This window comes from Thalassoglobus sp., assembly GCF_048270125.1.
GTDB lineage: Bacteria > Planctomycetota > Planctomycetia > Planctomycetales > Planctomycetaceae > Thalassoglobus.
Window position 1 is genome coordinate 440,180 of sequence record NZ_JBLWTN010000002.1, and the last position, 22,519, is coordinate 462,698.

The 22,519-nt window shown below is 50.7% G+C and carries 14 protein-coding genes; 4 read left to right on the top strand and 10 right to left on the bottom strand.

The window, feature by feature from the left end; translation table 11 throughout:
- The 5 genes from ACN0YR_RS04035 to ACN0YR_RS04055 all read right to left on the bottom strand — a co-directional run bounded on the left by ACN0YR_RS04035 (position 1) and on the right by ACN0YR_RS04055 (position 11,669).
- Positions 1-1,074, bottom strand: a complete 1,074-nt coding sequence (locus ACN0YR_RS04035; RefSeq protein WP_417847906.1) for a mandelate racemase/muconate lactonizing enzyme family protein — start codon at positions 1,072-1,074, stop codon at positions 1-3.
- Positions 1,074-3,923, bottom strand: a complete 2,850-nt coding sequence (locus ACN0YR_RS04040) for a c-type cytochrome domain-containing protein (RefSeq protein WP_417847907.1) — start codon at positions 3,921-3,923, stop codon at positions 1,074-1,076. The genes ACN0YR_RS04035 and ACN0YR_RS04040 overlap by 1 nt, the downstream gene beginning before the upstream one ends.
- A 70-nt stretch (positions 3,924-3,993) precedes the next feature.
- Positions 3,994-7,740 carry a hypothetical protein gene (locus ACN0YR_RS04045; protein ID WP_417847908.1) on the bottom strand — a complete coding sequence of 1,249 codons (3,747 nt, stop codon included), beginning with the start codon at positions 7,738-7,740 and terminating at the stop codon, positions 3,994-3,996.
- 135 nt (positions 7,741-7,875) lie between these two features.
- Positions 7,876-10,377, bottom strand: coding sequence for a DUF1549 and DUF1553 domain-containing protein (locus tag ACN0YR_RS04050; RefSeq protein ID WP_417847909.1), 2,502 nt, complete (start codon positions 10,375-10,377; stop codon positions 7,876-7,878).
- Between the two features lie 290 nt (positions 10,378-10,667).
- The gene (locus ACN0YR_RS04055) at positions 10,668-11,669 is read right to left on the bottom strand and encodes a D-2-hydroxyacid dehydrogenase (RefSeq protein WP_417847910.1); all 1,002 of its coding nucleotides are present in this window, start codon (positions 11,667-11,669) and stop codon (positions 10,668-10,670) included.
- Between ACN0YR_RS04055 and ACN0YR_RS04060 the strand changes: the two genes are divergently transcribed.
- From ACN0YR_RS04060 to ACN0YR_RS04070, 3 genes are all read left to right on the top strand, one after another.
- On the top strand, positions 11,668-11,835 hold the full coding sequence (locus ACN0YR_RS04060; RefSeq protein ID WP_417847911.1) for a hypothetical protein: 168 nt from the start codon (positions 11,668-11,670) through the stop codon (positions 11,833-11,835). The two genes, ACN0YR_RS04055 and ACN0YR_RS04060, sit on opposite strands and share 2 nt — an antisense overlap.
- Positions 11,836-12,708: 873 nt before the next feature.
- A complete protein-coding gene (locus ACN0YR_RS04065) occupies positions 12,709-13,707 on the top strand; it encodes a DUF1559 domain-containing protein (RefSeq protein WP_417847912.1) in 999 nt (332 codons plus the stop codon).
- Between the two features lie 408 nt (positions 13,708-14,115).
- Positions 14,116-14,583 (top strand): carboxypeptidase-like regulatory domain-containing protein, encoded by a 468-nt coding sequence (locus ACN0YR_RS04070; protein WP_417847913.1) that lies wholly within the window; start codon positions 14,116-14,118, stop codon positions 14,581-14,583.
- 161 nt (positions 14,584-14,744) lie between these two features.
- Here the strand turns inward: ACN0YR_RS04070 and larB are convergent, their stop codons facing one another.
- The gene (larB, locus tag ACN0YR_RS04075) at positions 14,745-15,521 is read right to left on the bottom strand and encodes a nickel pincer cofactor biosynthesis protein LarB (RefSeq protein WP_417847914.1); all 777 of its coding nucleotides are present in this window, start codon (positions 15,519-15,521) and stop codon (positions 14,745-14,747) included.
- A gap of 609 nt (positions 15,522-16,130) precedes the next feature.
- Here larB and miaB point away from each other — a divergent pair.
- Positions 16,131-17,711, top strand: coding sequence for a tRNA (N6-isopentenyl adenosine(37)-C2)-methylthiotransferase MiaB (miaB, locus tag ACN0YR_RS04080; protein WP_417847915.1), 1,581 nt, complete (start codon positions 16,131-16,133; stop codon positions 17,709-17,711).
- Here the strand turns inward: miaB and ACN0YR_RS04085 are convergent.
- From ACN0YR_RS04085 to ACN0YR_RS04100, 4 genes are all read right to left on the bottom strand, one after another.
- A complete protein-coding gene (locus tag ACN0YR_RS04085; RefSeq protein WP_417847916.1) occupies positions 17,643-18,125 on the bottom strand; it encodes a PGPGW domain-containing protein in 483 nt (160 codons plus the stop codon). The genes miaB and ACN0YR_RS04085 overlap by 69 nt on opposite strands.
- Before the next feature lie 169 nt (positions 18,126-18,294).
- Entirely contained in the window at positions 18,295-18,999 is a 705-nt protein-coding gene (locus ACN0YR_RS04090) for a response regulator transcription factor (protein WP_417847917.1), read from the bottom strand.
- The gene (locus tag ACN0YR_RS04095; protein ID WP_417847918.1) at positions 18,996-20,642 is read right to left on the bottom strand and encodes a sensor histidine kinase; all 1,647 of its coding nucleotides are present in this window, start codon (positions 20,640-20,642) and stop codon (positions 18,996-18,998) included. Before ACN0YR_RS04095 ends, ACN0YR_RS04090 begins: the two co-directional genes overlap by 4 nt.
- A 213-nt stretch (positions 20,643-20,855) precedes the next feature.
- Positions 20,856-22,241, bottom strand: coding sequence for a vWA domain-containing protein (locus ACN0YR_RS04100; RefSeq protein ID WP_417847919.1), 1,386 nt, complete (start codon positions 22,239-22,241; stop codon positions 20,856-20,858).
- Between the last annotated feature and the right edge of the window lie 278 nt (positions 22,242-22,519).

The following is a 22,519-nucleotide window of genomic DNA, read 5'->3' on the forward strand; positions in this document are numbered from 1 at the left end:
TCAGAGCTGGATTGTTGTTTTCGCAGTGAAAACGTTTTCATCAATTTCGACACCAAACCCGGGACGATTTAAAAGTTGGATCGTTCCTTCAGTCACACTCGGTTGTCCCCCAACCCAACTCATCCAGGGGCGTCCCGATTCCGCAAGCGGTTGTTCACTCAAGGCTGCGATTGCATGTAAACTCCAGAGTTCTGCACCACGGTGCGGAATCACTTGAAACCCTGGCCGCTTCGCCATTTCGAAAATTTTCACGAGCTCTGTCAGCCCGCCAACCCAGCAGACATCCGGTTGCAGGATTGTCTGTAACCGATGGTCGATAATGCTTTGGAATTGATTCGCAGTGAAGACATGTTCTCCGCCAGCTATTGGGATTGGACATTCCCGTGAAAGAGTCGCATATCCTTCTCGGTCGTTGAGTGGGAGAGGCTCTTCAATCCACTCCAGTCGATACGGTTCTGCTTGAGCAGCGAATCGTAATGTCGTTTCGAGATCCCATTTCATCCAGGCATCGACCATTAACTTGCGGGTCGGGCCGATGGCTTCTCTTGCTCGGTGGACTGTCTCGACAAGTTTTTCGACCAACATAGAGGTCGAGATCTCTTTGGGGGTCGATTCACCCAGGTGCAGCTTGACACTCGAGTCCCCCATCGCCACATCCTCGGGGATGGTTCCCCAAACGGTTTGATAGATTGGAATCGGTTGTGAGATGTTCACGTCAGGGTTTAAAAGAGTAGCAATTGGCTGGTTTGCAAGTTTCCCGCGCAAGTCCCAAAGTGCAAGATCGAGGCCACTCAGAGCCATCATCGCAATTCCTTCCGGCCCAAAAGACAGGACAGCATTGCTCAGGTTTTTCCAGTGGTCTTCGACCGTTTCGACAGGTCGTCCGATCAGCAACTTCTTCAGGACTGTGTCAATAACGTGCAGCCCCGCACGACCACCTCCTCCAACGCCGTAACCAGTGAGACCGTTATCGGTATCGATTGCGACCAGGATTTGTCCGATGGAAGTGCGCCAATCGTCGGGAGAATTCTGATCGACTGGTTGGCATACACGAACATTACAGATCGTCGGCATTAACGCTGTGCAGTTTCGGTTTTCACTTCTGGAGCAGCGAAGCTGACGAGAAGCTTTCCATCTTTACCGTTCCAGACACGAACGACGCCATCTTCTCCGGCAGCAATGACGAGACTTTCATCACCAGTTGAGAGTGCGACGTAAACGAAGTCGTTGTTCCCGGCGAATGAACGGTAGTTGCGACCATTCGCTGCAGTGTGGTACTTCACACCTTTATCGCCACCACTGCTGATGATGTTGTCAGTCACTCCGACGAAGTCGACCGAAGTGACCTGCTTCCCGTAGTTGCTGATGGTTCTTCGTTGTTCCCCGGTTTCGACATTCCAGATTTTAATCGCATTGTCGGCTCCGGCACTCGCCAGACTGCTTTGATCTTCTTTGAAAGCCACACCGAGAACGTGGTCTGTGTGTCCTTCGTAAGAGCGGAGGTGGGAACCATCTGCAACCTTGAAGACTTTCACAAATTTATCTGACGCTCCGGTCACGATAAACTGACCGTCGCGCGAGAATTCAATGTCTGAAATTGTATCGCTGTGCGCGTCAGGGATTTGACGAACGAGTTGATGCGACTCGACATTCCAAAGCATCAGTTCTCCGTTTCGTGAAGGTTCTCCGCCACCGGTTGCGAGGAGAGTTCCATCCGGACTGAATGCAAGTGCCGTCACGCGGTCCTCAAATTTTGATTTACTGGTGTCTAACGCATTTGCTGGGTCAGGACCAAGTGTTGCAGCCAATGACCAACGTGGAGAGACGTCCCATGAACTAATTTTATTTTCCGCATTCAGTACGATCATCGCACCGTTTGGGGTGAGTAAGGTTTTCGTCACCTGTTCAACCGGGACTCCTGTGACTCCAATCGCCTTGCCGTCAGGGACGTTCCACAATTGAATCGGTTGGCCAACTCCAGAGGTGTAAAGAACTTTTCCATTGGGAGAGAAGTGGACTGATGCAATAACCTGATTGGCCTTGGCGACGAGATCTTTCACTTTGGCGAGTTCAGCGTCGGCGGCCTTTTGTTTTGCATCGGCCTCTGTTTTTGCCTGCGTCTTCAGTTGAACGGTTTTCTTGGCGGTCTCAACCGATTGTGTTGAAAGTTCGATGGCCCGCGTTGCCGAGGTCACTGCATCCATCGCTTTCTTGCGAGCATCCTCTAACGGTTGGTAGGCCTTCTCTGCAGCTTCTTTTGCAGTTTTCAATGCAGCATCTTCTGGCTTTTCGGCGAGCAACTTGCTGGCTTCGTCTAGTTTGGCTTTCGCCTCTGTCGCTTTTTTCTCAGCTTCAGCGAGTTCTTTCGTTACTTTCTCTTTTTGTTCATTTGCGCTCTTAAGCGATTCTTCTCGCTGTGTCTTATCCTTTTCAGCATCCTTCAGAGCTTGGTCCGCAAGTGCGAATTGAGCTTTGGCGACCGTTTGGTCATCCGTTTTCTGTTGGAGGTCTCTGGCAAGAATCTGAGTCCCTTGGACGTCGCCGAGTTTGGTTCCTTTTCGATCCCAGATCCGGGCGATTTTGTTCTCGCCACTTCCCGCGATGAACTGCCCGTCCGACGTCATCGCGACTGCTGTCACTGGTCCGCCGATGTTTTGGTTGAAGAGTTCCTTTCCGTCTGCAAGATTCCAGACACGAACAGTTGCATCCTTGCTGCCGGTAACTAACTCTTTCCTTTCACCAAAAACTTCGATTGCGGTGATCGGCTGAGTGTGTCCTTTAAGTTCGAACGCTGGTTTCGGAGCTTCCGCTCCTTCTGCAACAGGCTTTTGAGCATCAGCCCAGTTCCAGATCCGTGCGACGTGATCGAGATTGGCAGTTACGATTTGTGCTGGTTCTCCGATTGAGGCAATCGCGTGGATTGCTGAAGGGGTTTTAAGTCCCAGAGTTGTTGTTCCGTCAGCGATTTTGGAAATTCGAATGGTTCCAGACTCTGTCCCCGAGAGAATAGATTTTTGTTCAGGACCAAAAGCAATCGCATGAAGCACCTGATCGTCAGCGGCGATTACTAAACCGGGTTGGCCGTTGGCCAGATTCCAAAGCTGAATGCGGTTATCTTCAAGCAGAAATGCTGCCCAGTTTCCGGTCGTGTCGACAGCTGTTGCTTTGACCTTCGCTGGCAAATCAAGATTTCCGAGCGGTGCTGGAGCTTCTCGATTCCAAAGTTTCACATTTCGATATCCACCTGAAGCGAGAGTTTGTCCATTTGGACTGATCGCCAGTGAATGGACGAAGTCTCGGTGTGCAACTCCTGCTCCGTAGATTGGTTGATCTCCCTCTCGCAGTGCGAGGAGACCCGGGTCACTCATTCGTGCGACCTCTTCACCGGTGTTGATATCGTAGACGAAAATTCGGTTTCCACGTCCGGCGTAAACGAAGCGGTTGTCTGGTCCAAGTGCGAGACTGTAAACGGCTTTGTATGACTCAGGGACAGGTTGCCAGGCGATGGAGTTGTCAACCTGTCGCTCGCCAGCCTTGGCCCCTTCGGTGATCCACTGCTTAAGGATTCCGAGCTCTTTCGGAGTCAGAGCTTTCGCTTGAACTTTGTTTGGAAGCGGAGGCATGACGGGCTCATCAATCCGAGCCGCTACGAGATACAGGTAGCTCTCTTCGGGTTTTCCTGGGACGACTGATTCGCCGCTGGCTCCCCCTTTGAGAATCGACTCGGCGCTCTCCAATGCGAGATCATTTTCTTTAAGTGCACCGCTATGGCACGCCAGACATTTGCTTTGCAGGATGGGATAAACATCCTTATAGAAGTCGACCGCACGATCTAACTTAGGATCAGCTGGTGTGATCGTTTCGTCGGCGAAACTTGTGGAGCAAATTGTGAGTAAAACGATGAGACAAAGTGCAATTCTCATTGCGAAGTCCTTAGCAACCATAGGGTTGATTTTTTCAGTGATGAACAAAAAGTGAGTGATGAAATGTTGGTTATTTCGTGACTTCAAGAACAACCGGTGAGTCAACTTCGGCACGACCGTTGAAGTCCATGCCGCCACGGACGACGAGATTTTCGACTTTCCCATCCGGGGCTTCTCCTGTCGTTTGAATGACGATTTTTCCTTCAGCTTGATCCGCAGGAACGACAACCGGAGTTGCGGTCAGGCCGGTCACACCGGCAGGGGATTCTAATGCGAGTGTCACTGGACCAGTGAAACCGTTTTGGCGTGTCACTTTGACGGTCACTTCCATCGCTTCACCCTTTTTGACCTTTCCTCCATTGGGAACAGTCGCTGCCAGTTTTGCAGGAGAGGGGAGAACTTCAACGACAACCGGGGTGGTCGGAGGTGTGAAGTTGATATTTTTCGGTTTGGCGGCAGTGTCTGCGGCTGTGAAGGCTTTTTCGGCAGCGACTCGTGCTGCTTCCGTTGATTTTGCGAGTGCTTGGGCTGCAACCTCTGCCGCTTCGGCATCAGTTTTGGCTTTGGTCGCTGCTTTGAGCTCGGCATCAGCTTGTGTGACTGCTGTTTGTGCAGCTTTGACTTCAGCCTGTTTAGCAAGAACAGTCTGTTCGGCTGCCTTCATTTGTGCCTCGGCGGTTGCAGCAGCCTTCGTTGAGGCGGCCAATGCAGTTTTTGCAGCAGTGAGTTGCTGCTGAGACTGATTAAGTTGAGCTGTCGTGACATCAAATTTTTTCTTCACGGTGTCACGGGCTGTGGTCTTTTCCTGAACTGCAGTTGTCGCTGCATCGACTGCTTGCTTCTGAGTGACTTGATCAGCATTGGCAGCGTCGAGCTGTGTTTTCAATTCCGCATTGTCTGGTTGAGCTGCGACTTGTTTGGTGAGTTCAGCAACCTTCTGTTGTGCGGTAGCAGCAAGTTCATTTGCCTGCTTCAAAGTGGTCTGACTATCTACAAGTGACTTTTCTGCGACTGCGAGTTCTGCCTTCTGAGCCTCCAGTGCTTTAGTGGCGAGAGCGATTTCGGCTGTAAGTTTCGCCTCTACAGTTTTCTGCTCGTTCAGCTTTGTTGTTAATGCTGCAAAATCTGCTTTCAACTTTTCAACAGCTTGCTGGGCAGTGGTCACTGCAGCTTCAGCTGTTTTGAGAGCGGTTTGTGATGCCGTCAGTTTTTGCTGAGCTTGGGTGAAAGCAGTTGTTGCTGCGGTTTTTGCTTGAGTGGCAGCCGCCTCGGCTTGCTTGGCTGCCGCTGCTGTAGCTTTCGCAGCTTCGTTGGCTTGCTTGAGTTCTTCCGCTTTCGCTGGATTCCGACGGTATCCGACTTGACCCTGGCTTTGCATCCAGACCGTATAGATCCCCGGAGGAGAGTTTTCGTTCACAAACATTCGCAGAGTCTTTTCTGCTTCGCCTTTTTCGAAAGCGGAGTTCGGGAAGTCGATGTTGGAAGTCTTCGGGAGTTCTTGAGTCGTTAACGTGACTTTGTCGTCGAACCCTGCACGTTTTTCCAGTTTGACGGGGACGAGAATTTGCCGTCCCTGATTGACTGTGAAACGGTGAACATTGCTACGGACCTGGAATGGGGCAGGTTCATCGAGGATAGTCACTGCCATGGTCTCGGTGATCCGGGAGATTGCTGGAATATTGGCAGCATTGCCCCAGACGATTGTCCCTGCACGAACTGGATGTACGACATTCAGTGTGCCTGTTTTCAATGCCTGCGTTGTTGCGTCGAGATTAGCCTGTGCCGTATTGAGGGCGTTCTGGGCGTTGGTCAGAGCTGTTGTGGCTGCATCTCTTTGAGCCACAGCCTGATCTAGAATTTTCTTTGCGGCAGCAGCTTTTTCTTTGAGGCTTGCGTCATCGGGAGCCGCTTCGGATGCCTTGAGTGCGGCGTTGTATGCGGCTTCTGGGGCTTTCACTTGCTCAGTCGTCTCCGCAACTTTCTTCTGGAGATCGGCGATTGGTTTGAAGGCGTTCGCCACGGCGGTTGTTGCAGTTGTCACGCTGCGGGCGAGTGCCGGGTCTTCGATTTTTGCTCGTGCTCTAAGTTGGAGGTGTTGGATCCCTGGTTGGACATCCGTTGCACTTGTGACGATCAGTGTTGATGAAGTGACTCCCGGACCTACCACGACCGCAGGGCAAGTGAAACCCTTGGACAGGTTTTCAGCGTAGACTTCGATCGGACCGTTAAAGCCATCTTGTCGAAACACAAGTACAGAAATTGGGAACTGGTCACCACGGCGAATCCCGGACGGCCAGGTTTGTCCCGGAGTTGGTGCTGAAGGAATCGCCACAACACGGAAGTCTGGGCTCTCTTTGCGAATTGCCAGTGAATAACGTAACGATGGATCGCCACGCGATTCCCAGTAGCGGTCGCGAAGAACGACCTCGTACATTCCATCGGCTGGGATTTGGAGACGGAAAACTGGGTCGTCGGTTTTGGTGTCAAAAACATTTACCAGCAGATTTGTGGCGACATCGTCTTGTGCGGTGAGTCGCTTCACTTGTTCGGTGCCGTCAGCTCCGGGAGTGATTTGATTCACGACAAAATATGGATCGGCAGTTGTGTCGAGGCGTTCCGCTTTTACGTCAACGTAATAAACCTCACCCGCCTTGGCTGTGAAGCGATACGAATCGCTATCTCCAACCTCTTTGAATTGCCCCCCAATTTCAACCGGAACAGTTACTGTTTGTGCTTGTTTGGCGTCATCATTCGGTTCCACTTCAGCGATCACAGTTTGATCGGTGATTCCAATGAACACAGGATTCGAAGCTTTCCCGTCCACAGTGTGACGGTACGAAAAACCGTCAATCCCTCCTGAAAGTGGTCGGATTCGAGATTCGGTTTTGAGCAAATCAGCCTGGGCTGGAATGTCGATTTCGACAGCTAATGACTCGAGCTCAATCTGGTTGAGACGTTCACCATTCTTCTGTCCACCGGGAAGGTTGTAACCGAAGAGGGTCATTGAAGCCTTGGTCCCTGCCGTCCCTACTGGCGGCCAGACATACTCAATGTATGGATTCGTATGGACTTGCAATCGGTAGAAATATTCCGCCCCGTTACGGTAGGTAATGTCTCGAAGCTGGATGCAATATTCACCATCGCTGGGGACGTCGAAGACAAGAACCGGATCTCCACTGACAGAATTTTGTGACCACTTGAGACGCCACCGTCCTGTTCCATCGAAGATTGCGATGACGGGCTTCATTCTGGAATCAAGCCGCTCTGCCCACACATCAAAAGTGATGCGTTGACCTTTTTTCGCACTGACACGGAACCAGTCGATGTCGTTCCCCGACTCCAGCCGACCGTTGACCGTTTGACCTAGCTCGACAGGCGCCGCTTTTTCGGCTGAGTTATTGTCAGCAGGGTCTAATGCAGCTGAGGAGTTGTCGATAGCGAATCGACGTGGATTACTGAACCCAAAAAGTCCCCCACAGCGAACTTCGTACACTCCAGGAGCGACATCATCGGGGACATGGACAACAAACGTGTTGTTGACCGGAACGTTGTTGACCGTTTTCTGCTTTGCGGTGATTTTGGGGTTTGAGAAGACCATCTCCGACAGTTCATCGAGATCAGCCCCTGATGTCACGACGACATCAAAGTCCTGGCCGATTTGCCCGCCCGGCGGTGAAACCGCGTACAAACGAGTTTGTGGAAGTTGGGCAACTGAGATTGCTGGGAGACCAAGCAGGCAGACTGAAAATACAAAGTATTGTCGCCACTGATTCACAACAGCCCCAAAGTCTGCAAGAGAAATGTTTGCAAGAGACATGTCTATTCCGTGGAGGGAGGAGTCGTGGAGGATTCAGAAAGTGGTGTGCGACACACACTCGCTTTTAAAAAGCCTGCTCAACGGGGAGCAGGCTTCGACGCCCAATGCCAGATGAGTCTGGCGCTGGGACAAAAATTAGTGGTTGAACAAAAATTCCTTGGTGTTAATCAAGGCCCACAAAATGTCTTCGTAGGCAATCTTTTCGTTCTCTTTGTTCTTGTCGATGTGCCCTTGGGCAATCTGGAGTTCTTCAGCGTCAGGTTCACGAGCGTAAACCCAGCGGTACAATTCCTGAATTCGCTCCGCGTGAGGTCGCTCTTTCTGAGTCGCTAGTGTGGCAGCACGTCCGGTGGCTGCACTGATCTTGTTTTGCACTTCGCTGCTGTTCAGCAAATGCAGGCTCTGAGCCAGGTTCGCTTCCTGTGATCGTTCGCACTCGCAAGCTGTGTCGGCTTGAGGTTGTCCGAATACTTTCAGGAAGTATGGACCGATCGATGCATCTGGAAGTTGGACTGCACTGGTTCCCTGCGGCATGCCAGTATAGTTTTGAGTCGTGGCGGTGACCTGATGGAATCCATCATACAGCGACTCTGCAGTCAGCCGTTTTGGGTAGTACCGTGAGAAGTTCTGTTTGTCTTTCAGATTGTAATCGTTCGGATAAGCACTGAGCTGATATGTCGACGAGTTACAAATCGTGCGGACCAGTTCTTTCAAGTCAAATCCAGAGTCAATGAAATGCTTGGCGAGACCATCGAGCAGTTCTGGGTTTGATGGTGGGTTCGTTTCTCGCATGTCATCTTCAGGTTCAACAATTCCGCGGCTGAAGAAGTGTTTCCAGTAGCGGTTTGTCAGAGATTTTGCAAAGAAAGCGTTGTCAGGTTGTGCCATCCAAGAGGCCAGACGGAAGCGTGGGTCACGATCTGGAGCAACATCGAATGGATCGCTGCCGAGTGCCATCGGTTTGAGTTGAACACCGCTCCGAGGGTTTGGCGTTTGTGCAACACCTTCATTATGGAAGATGCGTCGATCCCGCAAGTTTGTTTGGACTCCTGCGGTCAGATTTTTCTTTCCCACACGGCTGAAGAAGGCAGCCAATCCGTAGTAGTCGTTTTGGCTCCACTTTTCGAATGGATGGTGATGGCAGCGAGCACATTGAATTCGCACTCCCAGGAAGAGTTGAGCAACGTCCTCCACCTGTTGGTTGGCGTCGGAGACTTCACGATACCAAATCACCGGAGGATTCATCGTTGGGTCACCGGATGCGGTGACGATCTCTTTCACAAATTGATCATACGGTTTGTTGTCGTACAGGCTGTTCCAGATCCAGTCATGGAACATGTACGTTCCTGTCTGGTCTTGTGCCTGTCTCTTCTTGTTCCGCAGAACCATGTTCCATTTATTTGCGAAGTAGTCCGCGTACTCTGGGCTATCGAGGAGTCGATCAATCAGCTTGCTGCGTTTGTCGGTACTTTGGTCGGAGAGGAAGTCTTTGACCTCTGTTTCAGTCGGAAGAGTTCCGGTGATGTCGAGATGAACCCGGCGCAGGAATGTGGAATCATCGCTGAGCGGTGATGGTGGAATTCCGAGCAATTTCAATTTGTTGAAGACTGCTTCATCGATAAAGTTCTTGACAGGCGGCGTACTGGCGACTTCTGCACCGAGCGGAATTGTCGCTCGGAATGTGGCGACCTGACCTTGGTAGCGAGCCATGATGGCCACTTCTCCAGAAAGGTCGAGAGTGGTCACAAGTCCTGATTCATTCACCTCAGCCAATTCTGTATCGTTTGGTTCGAACAGTGCCATCCGGGTCACATCTTCGAGTCGTCCATCGCTGTAGGTGGCGTAGACTGTGACTTGCTGTTTTTCGTTTTGACTTAAGACGCGCCCTTCTGGGTAACACCGAATTCCGGTGACGACAGGATCAGTCGCTTCACCGTAAGGCGTTCCTTTTTCGATCCAGCGGCGAATGATGCGGTACTCGTAAGAGTCTTTTTCCATTCGTTTTCCCCCACCATGAGGTGAGGCACCGATTGGTTTTGTGAGTAGCAAACTCCGATCAGGAGCAGGCGGAAAGATTCGGCGTCCACGACTTTCTTTCACAAGGAATTCGTAGTCATCTTCAGGATAGAATCCCAGCAGGGAGAGCTTGAAACCGTTTTGACCGCTTGCTTTTCCGTGGCAACCACCACTGTTGCAACCGAGCTTAGTAAACACGGGAACGATCTGATCCTTGAAATTCATCGGACGATTGCCAGCGAAGTCTTCCACATGGACAGAAGCGGTCACACTCTTTCCGGAGAGAGAGGCAGTGACTTGAGCAGTTCCATCTTGGAGTGGAGTCAGCAGCCCTGTCTCATCAATCGTGAGGATGTCGGCCGGCTCAATTTTGAACTCAGCCGTTCGAGTCGCATCTGAGATGCGACCGTTTGTATGATTGGCGTTCACTAAGAGTTGAACACGGGCATCCTTTCCGACGATCTTCAAATCTGAGCCGAGGTTCGGACCAATCGAAAGAGATTCGACCGGGCTGAGCGACGCCGCCGAGTCATCTGCGCTCAGCGAAGTTTGACTCAGAGAAGGGCCGAAAGCCAATAGACTGAGGGCACCGGCGAGACGAAAGAATTGAAACAGCTTCATTCCATGACCTCATATCAAGGCTTGAATTGCGTCTTGCAAAAAGTGAAGACGAACAAAAACAATGTTTGAAATTAACAACGTCCATCGATGAGTCAAGAATTCCTGACTGGGTCATCACTGGAAGGGTGGGGTTCTTGGGGTGTTCTGCGGGTCGTATCAGGTAAGCGAGCCGTGTGACTCAAACAGGTTGGGATGCTTCAACAAATCATACTTTATTGATACCAGACTGGCTAGCGCGAGTCAAAGAATGATGCGATTTTTGAAATTCAGGCGACTCTCTGGGGGGCATTTCAGAACCAATTTTTCTTGTCAACAAGCGTTGCAGGAAGTTCGCCTGCGACATGACGACGGACATTTTCCAGTAAGGTTTCGAGATGTCTTTGAGGGACATGCGTCGACGCTGCTGCCACATGTGGCGTGATAATCACGTTCTCCATCCCCCACAGCGGATGTCCGGATGGCAGCGGTTCTATCTCGAAAACGTCGAGTGCAGCTCCTGCGATTTCGTTCGATTGCAAGGCTTCTGTCAGATCCGCAAGATCGATGATCATTCCTCGACCAATATTGATCACCCAGGCAGACGGTTTCATTTTCTGAAATTGCTCCGTACGAAACATCTTGATCGTTGCCGGTGTTTGTGGAGCTGCGATCACAACGAAATCACTCTCCGCCAAAAGTTGATCCAAACCTTCCAGGCTCCAAACATCCTCAAGAATGCCGGGCACACTTTTGACGATGGGGTCGACTCCGAGCACTGTCATTCCGAACGCTTCCGCTCGCTTGCAGATCTCGGCACCGATACTGCCGACGCCGACAACTCCGATTGTGCAATCAGAAAGGTGCATGTGTCGACGATCAATCTCACTTTCTGTTCCAACTGCACTCGCGAGCGTGTTCTGACCGGGAGCGGTGCCGATCGGATTCCAAAGCTGCTCCCTCTGCTGGCGAAGGTAGATGTGAAGATTTCGAGCGATGCATAAGATGTAGCCAAAGACGTGATCGGCAATCACATCGTAAAATAGTCCTCGCATATTGCTCAGCTTGCAGGGATGCTCGATCAGTTCCGGAAAGACATAGTGCTCGAGGCTCGCTGTCGGAGATTGTACCCAAATCAGCTGCTCCGCATGTTCCAGGAGCTGCGGCGTGATCTTTCCAATGAATCCCGTGGCGTCGACGATTTCTCTGGCAGCTTCTTCCTCTGATTGACAATTCACCAGCGGGACTGACTCTGCTGCGTTGCGAATTTTCGCCAGACGGACTCCGTCGACGGGTGGGTAAAGAATGATCTTCATGGAAGCCTTTGCCTCAGAGGTTGAAGAAGGTCTGGTCCGGAAACTTCCTCACCGAAGTTTCGACGACTCTCAAGCGTTTTCAGTGCTTGCCGTCCCGGGGAGGTCACTTTCCTGCCTCGGTTTGTATGTTGATCGCCACGAGGAAGGACGTAACGGCCAATGTTGAGTCTGCTCTGATGAACCTAAGGGTAAGTGGTCGAAACGGGGCCGAAGTTCAAACCAAATGACAGATTCAGTCGGGGCATGTTCAACGGTATTGTTGGAGCTTCGTAGTATCAACAAACCTGTCAGGGAATTTCTCAAGACATTCGCGGGAAGTTTCAGCTCTGTAGAGTCTGGATTTCTCGGCTTTGCATTCGGCTGTCGGAGCTCTGAGAAGGTGTGTGGTCGTTGATTCAAAAGTTAAATGTGGCGCTGGGGCAGGGGGCCGAGGTGAGGCGTTCTTCTGAGGGTGCAGGGTGAGCAGTTTTGGCCTGGCTTCTTGAGTGGTCGCTGCCGTTCGCTTTGGTTAGCGGGTTCACATGCGGCGGGGTTGATGCGTTAGAGTTTTGGAAAAACAGGTTGATTCGTAATGATAAAGAGCGTTTTATATAGAGGTCGTGGTGAGCGTTTAGTTAAACTGTATTTATTCGAATAGTTCTGGCTAAATATCAGTGACCACAAATTCGATGAACAGGATCGCGGATCGAATCAACCCTCGCTACGAAACGGTGATTTTTGATCGGTTTTCGGCACGTTTCGTGCATTAGGAAAAAATGTTCTGTTTTTTTCCAACTCATGCAGAAACTAATGAGTAATAAGTGGTGTTTACATTAGTGAAATGTGTTTGTTGCTCTGACAAGCTTGCTCAAGATCTCGAAACCTCTTAAATCAGAAGTATTTCGGAACCATTGCCGGCGGCCCTTGGTATGGGGGTTGGTGTGGGGGTCTGTCTCAGAGGCTTCAGAACGATTCGCGACAACGGAAAAAATTTGTATTAAGTCATTCGTCAATTGAGCTTTTGGTTTTTTCCATATTTCTATTTTAGTAAAGGTGCAGCATGAATACTGGTTGGTTGAGCTCAACATTCTCGCAGCGGAAGCGGCGAGGATTTACCCTGATTGAACTGTTGGTCGTGATCGCAATTATTGCGATCCTGGTAGCGTTGCTACTTCCGGCAGTTCAACAAGCACGTGAGGCGGCTCGACGTTCTCAGTGCAAGAACAACATGAAGCAAATTGGACTCGCCCTGCATAACTACCATGATGCAGCTGGGATGTTTCCTTACGCGACAGCCCACGCATCGTCGAATGCTGGAACCCCGACAGGGACACAGATTTTGAATCATTCAGGATGGCCGATGTTATTGCCATACCTTGACCAAGGACCTCTTTACAATCAATTCGAATTCACTTGGGCGACAGGGATTCGAAATCAGAATGGTGGAGTGATCGTTGGTGGAGAAGATCCCCTCGTGAATACGAATTTGAACCTGTCTAAGCAAATTTTAACCGTTCTTCTTTGCCCTTCTGATGACGGCCCGCAAACGTACGCGAGTGCGAATGCTTCATACGGGTGTGGAGTGACCAATTCCGCAAGAAGTTCTTACGGATTCAGCGTCGCACGTGGAAACGGAGGCGCATTGTGGGCTGCCGAGAGCCGACTGACACGCGCTATGTTCGGTTTGAACTCCTCAAGTCGTTTTCGTGACCTCAAAGATGGAACATCAAATACCGTCGCAGTCGTTGAGACGACTCTCGATGTTGATGATGGTGAGACTCAATCCTGGGCTTGTTCGTCGCACGTTGGCCAGGGAGTGAACCTCGCAGCCTCACGCGGAATTAACAATTTCCGATGCTGTGCCTGGAGATCTCCACCAAATCTTCAGTTCCAGCCTGGTCGAAACGGTGAATGGGGCGAGCCTGGAAGTCTTCACGTTGGTGGAATTCAAATTTTGATGGGAGACGGTTCAGTTCGCTTCCTTTCGGAAAATGTTGATTCCGTCACTCGTGTTAACCTCGCACGAATTAACGACGGAAATGTCATCGGCGAGTTCTAGAACTGGTCTCAAAACTTGCTGTGCACTTCTCTGACACAGAGAATGGTCGCAATTCCATAGGTTTTGAGCCTGCTTCTAGAGTCTTTACGGAAATCGTATAAGTTATCTGTCTCGTGGGGGCAGCGTTGTTCAAGAGAGAACCGCTTCTCCACGGGCACAGAAAGTACGAATGTGTCCTACAGAAAAAGCTATCAGCTTAGCTGTGACCCATTTTGACGCACACTGAGTGCGCAAAAACGATACAGTATTGCCTGAATATGTAGGTCATGGGGAAGTCGGAATGGACCAACCTGAGATTTTTTTAGATTCGAAAGAGTCTGGGGCTCACGTTGGTTCAGCCATTTCACCACTCCTTGAAAACTCCCTCTAAATAGTTCAACATCACTCATCAAGCTAGAAAACTTTGCAATGCAACGTCAATCTCTTATTTCAGGCTTCGTTCTTTCCTGTCTTCTGGTACCCGCTATTTTGAGTGGTTGTTCAAAGAAAGCGGGCTACGAGAAGCCAGGGGCGCTGGTCCAAATTGATGGAACCGTCACTCTTGATGGTGCTCCGTGGCCCGGTGGAACTATGAGCTTTCTTCCACAAAAAACAACGACTGGTACTGGTGGTTACGCTATCACCGATGCAAGCGGAAAGTTTACAGCAATGCACTTTTCGATGGAGCCAGGACTTGAGGCGGGGACGTATGACGTCACGTTTTCGAAGTTGACTCTTCCTAATGGTGACCCGATTCCTGAGGGAAAAGATGCTGCAGATGTTGGGGCAGTCGAGTCGATGCCACCACGTTTGGCAAACGTACAACCTGATGGCAAACATGTTTTGGTTGTCACAACAGAACCACAAACTGTGAACTACGATCTCAAATCCAAGTGATTGAAGCTCAAGATTCTAGAGCAGTTTGCTCTACCATTTGCCCGTGAATAACGCATATCTCCGGTAAAAATGCTGTTCGCCACGAGGCAGAACCTGCAAACCAATTCGAGAGATGTTCTAAAAGCCCACGATTCAGTGATCGTGGGCTTTTTTTATTTATTTTAAGACTGTTCCTTCGCGGGGCGTTGCGCAATCATCCCGGCCAGATAGGCGGCTTTGAACCCGGCATCAATGTTGACGACTGCGACATTTGAGGCACAGCTGTTGAGCATGCCGAGTAACGCTGCTACTCCTCCGAAAGCTGCTCCGTAACCAACGCTAGTTGGAACTGCGATGATCGGGCAACTGAGCCAGCCCGCGACAACAGAGGGCAAGGCTCCCTCCATGCCAGCTACAACCACGACGGCATCACAGTCTGTCAGTTTGTGTTTGACGCCCAGGAATCGTTGAGGACCTGCGACGCCGACATCCATTAAGAGTTCCGCTTCGACGTTCATCCAGCGAAGTGTTTCCAATGCCTCCAATGCAACGGGACGATCAGATGTTCCAGCAGTCACAATAGCAACACGACCTGCTTGATGATCGCGCAGTTGAATGCGCACTGTTTGTGCAACTGGATCGTAAATCGCACCGGGGAAAAGTTTTTGCAAAGATTCTCCCTGCGATTCAGAACATCGTGTTGCCAGACAATTTTGATTAGCTGAGAGGAGTGCCTGAAAACCTTCAGTGAGCGCTTCGAGACTTTTTCCCGGAGCGTAGATCACTTCCGGATAACCGCAGCGGTCGAGTCGTTCGAGATCAAGACGAACTGTTTCGTCCGCTTGAGTGGGCGTTGATTCAAGTTGTTGAAGTATTGATTTCTGAACATCGTCGACCGATCGCGCCCCGGTTGCGAGTTCATCAAGTAAATCAGTGAGGGTTTTCGGGTGGATCGTCATAATAGAGATGGGAGTTATGAACTAGCGAAGCGAGAAACCAGTTCCAGAACTGGTGCATCTCTGTCTAGATATGATGTTGCTCTGATTCAGGTGTGTGCCACAAATCTGCCTGGTCGCTAGAGCAGTTTGCTCTACCGTTTGCCCGTGAAGAACGCATTTCTCTAGCAAAAATGCTGTTCGCCACGAGGCAGAACCTGCAAACCAATCCGAAAGATGCTCTAAACCTGTATGGTATTCAAGGCTCGACAGAACGCTACTGTACCGATTTCCGGGAATCACGGCGAATCATCACAAATTCCCAGTGAATTCGTAATGACTCAAACAGACGTATCGCTTGAGGTTTATGCTTTTGGTCTCTCAGCCAGAGCCGGGTGAGGGAGTCTTTCCTCTCTAAGCCCGTGCAGGACAGGTGGCGACAGCGACTCTTTCTCGACCTGCATTAATTCCTGGTCGGAGTCTGCCTTGGTTTGCCTTTCCTATTCCTCGTTAACAAGTCACAATGAGCGCCAACAACTGAGCTGGCACGTTCTCGGAATGGCTTCGGAACGGCTGTTGACTCATCTACACACGCTTATTTATTGCGGTTCGAACCTGAACGAAATCAGTCCCATGGAACACAACGGGAAACTTTATATCGAGACTGTCGGCTGCCAGATGAATGTTCTGGACAGCGAACTCGTCGTGGCTGCTCTGAAGCAGCAAGGTTATGAATTGTGCGACGATCCGAAATCAGCAGATACTGTATTGTTCAATACATGTAGCGTGCGCGAGCATGCTGAACACAAAACGTACAGCTCTGTCGGTCGTTTCAAATACGGAAAACGAAAACGTCCGAATCTCGTGATTGGTGTCATCGGCTGTATGGCTCAGCAGGATCAGCAAACGGTTTTCGATAAGGCTCCGCACGTCGATCTAGTTGTCGGGACAGGACAACTGGCAGAAATTCCGTCTCTCGTTGACCAAGTCCGCAAGACGCGCAAGAAAACGTTGGCTGTCTCCTTGAATCGCAAGGAAGGGTCACGTGATCAGGTCGCTGGAACTTTTGAAAGTTACGATCCACTCCGCGATCCAACAATGCGTCCGAGTCCGTGGCAGGCGTTTGTGCGGATCATGATTGGCTGCGACAAGTTTTGCACTTATTGCGTTGTCCCGAATACGCGTGGGCCGGAGCAGTCACGGTCTCCAAAGGAGATCGCTTCGGAAGTGAGAACGCTCGCTGATCAGGGAGTGAAGGAAATCACGTTCCTCGGTCAAACTGTCAATTCGTACAAACATACCGAAGATGGTAAGCAAAGCCGCTTGAGCGATTTGCTCGCACTCGTTCACGATACGCCGGGGATTGAACGGCTCAAGTTTGTGACCAATTATCCCAAGGATATGACGACCGATCTTCTGGAAGCGATTCGCGACCTGCCGAAAGTTGCCCGGTACCTGCATGTGCCTTTGCAGCATGGCTGCGATGAGCAACTCAAGCTCATGAAACGTGGTTACACGGTGGATGACTATCGTGAAATGATGGGGCGAATCAACGAAATATTGCCCGGTTGTGCGGTCTCCAGCGATTTCATTGTTGGCTTCTGCAAAGAGACTGACGAGTCCTTCGAGAAGTGCCTCGACGCGGTTCGCGAGTTCCGTTTCAAGAACAGCTTCATCTTCAAGTATAGCCCACGCCCTGGCACCAAAGCGTTCAGCCTGTACGAAGATGACGTGCCCGAAGAGGTGAAGAAACGTCGAAACAACGAGCTTCTCCGGTTGCAGAATGAGATCAGCGGGGAAGACAACGCGGAGTTCGTCGGACGGACAGTTGAAGTGCTTGTCGAAGGCCCGAGTAAGCACGCCGTGAAACTGAATCGAGAGAAGGCAGAGGCTGAAACTCTTGAGCAAGCAGATTTGCCTGGCTGGCATGGTGGAGCAGAACCAGTTGGCTATCCCGCCAGCCATCCCGATGAAAACGATCTTGTTCAAATTGATGGAGTTGCGAGCAAGCCTCGTCCGGAAATTTCACCGAAACAACAACTCGTCGGCCGCACAAAGTGTGACCGCATTGTTGTGTTCGATGGGAATGAGCGTCTCGCTGGAACTCTCGCAGAAATTGCGATTCACGATGTCACTCAAACAACCTTACTTGGCGACATCGTTACCCGTCACGTCCAGCCGGGATCGACCGAACTGTTGCCGATCATCGTTTGAGGGACCCTCGTATCCTAGAACGAGTTCGAAGACCAGCGGCGGTTTTTTCGCTTTGCGACGAATCCAGTTCATTGTTTTTCGGACACTCTTTCGTTCAAGAATCCAACGCAGAATCCGATTTTTCCCCGGGAACGCCATCAGTGACAGTCCAAGCAGGATGGTGATTACCCCCTGTCCTGGAAGCACCAGCATGGCGACTCCGGAGGCGATCAGCAGGATTCCAAACAGATTTCGAACCAGCAGCCACAAGTAATGGACCAGCTGATTCGCATGTCGAATCCCGACGTTATGCGTCAGGAAATAATCGTACGGAAGGCGGATGATTAACCAGGATACAAACCATAGGCTTCCCAGAAACATCAAGACCGACGCCCCGAAAATCCAGCCTCCCCAGTCCGTGAAAAATTCCTGCATCCTGTAAAGCACCTTATTGTAGAACTGGTCCTGAAACGTGAAATTGCTCCCTCAAACATTGAGGAAAGCGACTATTCCAGAGGTTTTCGGACTGGTTCCGGAGACACGGCTGACTGAATCGCATGTTATGGGAATTCCATGACCTGCAAAAGTGATGCCGTGGCAGTGCTCAACTCGACGCTCTTGATTCCGCTGGGACTTCAAACCGGTATCCAACCCCGTGAACTGTCTGAATCAGCAGAGGATGTCTGGGGTCGACTTCGACTCGCTTGCGGAGTTGAGAGATGTGTTGATCGAGCGTTCGGCTGCTAGGCAGGTATCTTTCCCCCCAGGCAACCTTGAACAATGTTCGTCTGTCGACCGCTTGCCCGGGACGAGAGTGTAAGAGTTCGAGGATTTTTACATCACGCAAGCTTAACTCGATGACAGCCTCCCCTCGCTTGGCCCGGAGCTCTGCGGGAAAGACTTCCAGGTCATTCATTAGGAATGGTTGAGGTGGTGTTGGTTGGCTCCCCATCGTACGGCGTGTGACGGCTCGGATCCGGGCAATCACTTCGCGAACACTGAACGGCTTCGAGATGAAGTCGTCTGCCCCCAGTTCAAACCCGACGAGCCGATCCACTTCTTCTGACTTAGCGCTGATAAACAGAATTGGCAGAGTGGGTGACTGGGCACGGATTTTTCGGCAAACTTCAAAGCCACTCTGCTCCGGCATCATGATATCCAGACAGACACAGTCTGGTTGATGGGACTCAAACAGCCTCATGGCCGTACGTCCGCAACCGGCTGTGAAAACTTGATAGCCTTCTCCCCTCATCACTTCTGCGAGACCATCACGAGTATAGGTATCATCCTCAGCGATCAGAATCTTCATTTCGTTTCTCCTGCTGTGGCGACCGTTCCCAAGGTGACAGTGAATTCTGTTTGTGCCGTCGACGAATTCAAATGGACATCTCCACCATGTAATCGCGCGAGATACTGCGCAATCGTGAGTCCAATTCCAGTGCCAGCCGACTGGCTGAGATCGTTCGACGCTCGCCAGAAAGGTTCGAAGACCTGATTGCAATGCGCAGGCTCAATTCCCGGTCCATGATCGGTCACGCTGATGGTTACGTCTCTCTCTGATTGAGCGCTGCGAATTTTCATCCAGTTTCCATCCGCAGCGTATTTCTCGACATTGCTGATGAGGTTTCCAAGGATCTGTTCGAGAATATCGGCGTCAAGAGAAACCGGGTGTGGACTCTGTAAGTCGAGCTCAACTGCGATCTGTTTTTGTTCTAAAGAAGGTCGAAAACTATCGACAACATTCTGGATAATGTCATCGACGACGACCTGATTCCGACAGACTTGTAAGGTCTGTTTTTCCTGCCGGGCGAATGTGAGGACGTTTCCGATCAGCCGTGTAAGTCGTTGCGATTCAGAAAGGATCACGTTGAGTCGACTGCGCGAATGGGATGCGGCAGGCTCCAGAGTCTCAAAGTCGTGCTCAAGGAGTTCCGCATACATGCGAATGTTGGTCAATGGTGTGCGTAATTCGTGCGAAACCTGATTAACGAAACTGACACGGCGAGCCGCCTCTCGCAATTCGTGGCCGTATTGTCGATCAATTGCAAAGGCCAATCCCATTAAGGCGAGCCCGCTTAAGACAAGCCCGGCCATCAAGTTGAATGTCCCGCTTTGCCCAGCTGTCATGAGATTCAAAGGAACATACGTCTGAAGTTGCCACGCAGAAAGTGGGGCTGCCAGGCGATACTCGGCGGCAGGCAACTCTCTGGTCGCCGGTGAGTATGCTCCCCATTTGTATATCACCTCACGCCCAGATTCGACAATTTGATGTCGGGACAAGGTCGACTTCGAATCGATGACTGGAACAGGTGTATCTGGAAGTTTAGCGATCACATCAGCGATCCAGCGAGATCGGTCAACTGCCACTCCCACAATGTGACCATTGGGCCTTTTTTGCCAGTAAATTAAATTGATCCCCGGCCCCCAGTACCAGACAAACCAGTCTCCGGAATTCTGCGTCCCGGTTTGTTTGGGACCTTCCTGTTGCTTGTTCAGCTTCTGGTGAGACACCTTGTCGTTCGTGTCGCGATTTGCGTCTCGAGTTGTACGCTGGGAACGTTGAATTTGTCGATCATTGATGAGGTCGGACGCTTTCAAAAGGAAGTCCCTTTCAACAGCAGTCACTGGCCCAAGCGGAGATGGGTAGATCAGGGCATCATCCGGATTGATCACGAATATTTGAAATACGCGGGCATCGTTTCGGGCGATGTCGCGGAGCCGATTGGCGTCGTATTCATCGATTGCAGTCAGCTGCTGTAAGTCGGCAGCGAACGCATCAAACTGTCCAGTGATTGAACGATCGATCTCGGCGAGTTGGTTGGTCAGCAGTTGTTGAATGTTCGCCCGCACACGTTCACGTTCGTGCGCAGCGAGGCGAACTCCTCCCCATGCGAATAGCCCCAGCGGGAGAAGTACGAGAAGCAACAGAAGAAATTTGGACGAACGATTCACATTCAAATTGTACCAAGCTGTCCCTGATGAACGAAGATTAAGAGCGAACTTGATTGCGGCCTGAGCGACTCATCGCTGAAGTCGTGGGCGTCTTGAGGTCGCTCGCAAGGATGCAGCGAGGGAATTCAAGAAGTCGGAGCGCAGAAGAAAACTTGTTCAGAGCATCGCTTTGCTCTGAACAAGTGTGTGGCGGCTCTTCGCGACTCAAGGTTTTTATGGGTTCGCTTGAGCGGGTGATTGAACACGCTCCTGAATTTGCAACTTCGATGAAATCTCAGGCGTGTTGAGGTCAATGGAATTCTGGAGGTACCGCATGTCTTTTCGAGCGCGGTTTACCTCTCGGTTTTTAAGTGCCTGAACCTGAGCGCCATTCGAGATGATGATCGCTTCGAGTTTCACGCTTCGTCCGAGTTTGTCAGAGTTCTCTTTCAGAAAAATGTTGCTCTCTTCAAGTGTCCGGGCACACTTGAAGAGATCGCCTGCATCAAGGAAGTCTGTCGCCAGTCGGTTTTGCTCATTTGCAACGAAGACAACAACATCTTCCATGACTTTCTTATCCAGCGATTTTTCAACAAGTTGGTCTTTGTCACTAAACTTCACTGGTGCCGCACCGCTCAAACTATCAGTCTCTCCACTTTGCATGTTTTGATAGTTCGCTGAAACTTTTGCGAGCGACAATTTTTGACCATCTTCTGATGGAGGAACTTCAACTTCCAGAACGACATGTCGGTTTTGTTTGCTATAGAGTTGATTGAACAGGAGCTGAATGTTCTGGCCAGCGATCTCGGCATCATTGCCCAGGACACGAATCGGTCGGATTCCTTCGGGGACCACAATTTTGATACTCACTTCTTGTGCGACAACCGAGGTGACGTCATCGAATTCTCGATTGAAGATGTCTGCGAGTTCAGTAGCACGTTCAATGAATTCATGATTTCCGCCACTCTTACTCGCCAGTTGAGCCATCAGATCTTCGTTGTAGTCGAGTCCTAGACCGAGTGTGGAAACTGGAATGCCTTCTTTTTTTAATGAGGCTCCCAAGGCTCCGAGTTCGCTTGGCGAACTCGGGCCTTCATTTGCCAGTCCATCAGAAAGGAGGATGATTCTGTTGACTCGTTCTTTCTCAAGGAACTTTCGGATTTCCGCAGCCCCTTTGCTGACACCTGCGAACAACGCTGTCCCGCCACCTGAATTGACACCAGCGATGGCAGCTTTAACGTATGCTTTGTCCGTCAACTTCGTTGCCGGAACTAAAACGTTGACGGTCGTGTCGTAGGTAACCACGCTCACAATGTCGTTTGGGCCAAGGCGGTCAATCGCTCCCATAGCTGCCTCACGAGCTTTTGCAATCTTCTCGCCACTCATTGATCCAGACTTGTCGAGAACAATGGCGACATTGACCGGAGCCCGCTCTTTGTCTGCTTTCATCTCGAAGCCTGTCACGCCGACGCGAATCCATGTCGTCTGCTTTTTTCCTGACTTGAGAACAGTGTAAGCTGGAGAGACGTCTAGCGTGACCTGTTCTGCCTGAGTCATCCCGGCATTCATCAAGACGACTGCCAGACCAGTGACTATCATTGCTTTGAAATTCATCTTCATCGTTCGATTCCTTCTCAAGAGAACGTTTTCAAGCAGATCCCGAAATCTGGTGTCGACTCCCCTGAGTCCAGAAAAGTTTGACGACGTTAGGTTATCGGGTCGCGAAAAATGAACGGAGCGTTCATGACAGTTATTAGATGCAAAAACTGAAAGTGAGTGGTCAGGAACTCGTAAAACGAATGTAAGAATTCTGTAAGAGTTGAAAATCTGCCTCTTCCTCTGCTTCTTCAGTCCCGGACAGAGGACGAAAAGCATTGAGCGTGCTCAAGAATTTCATG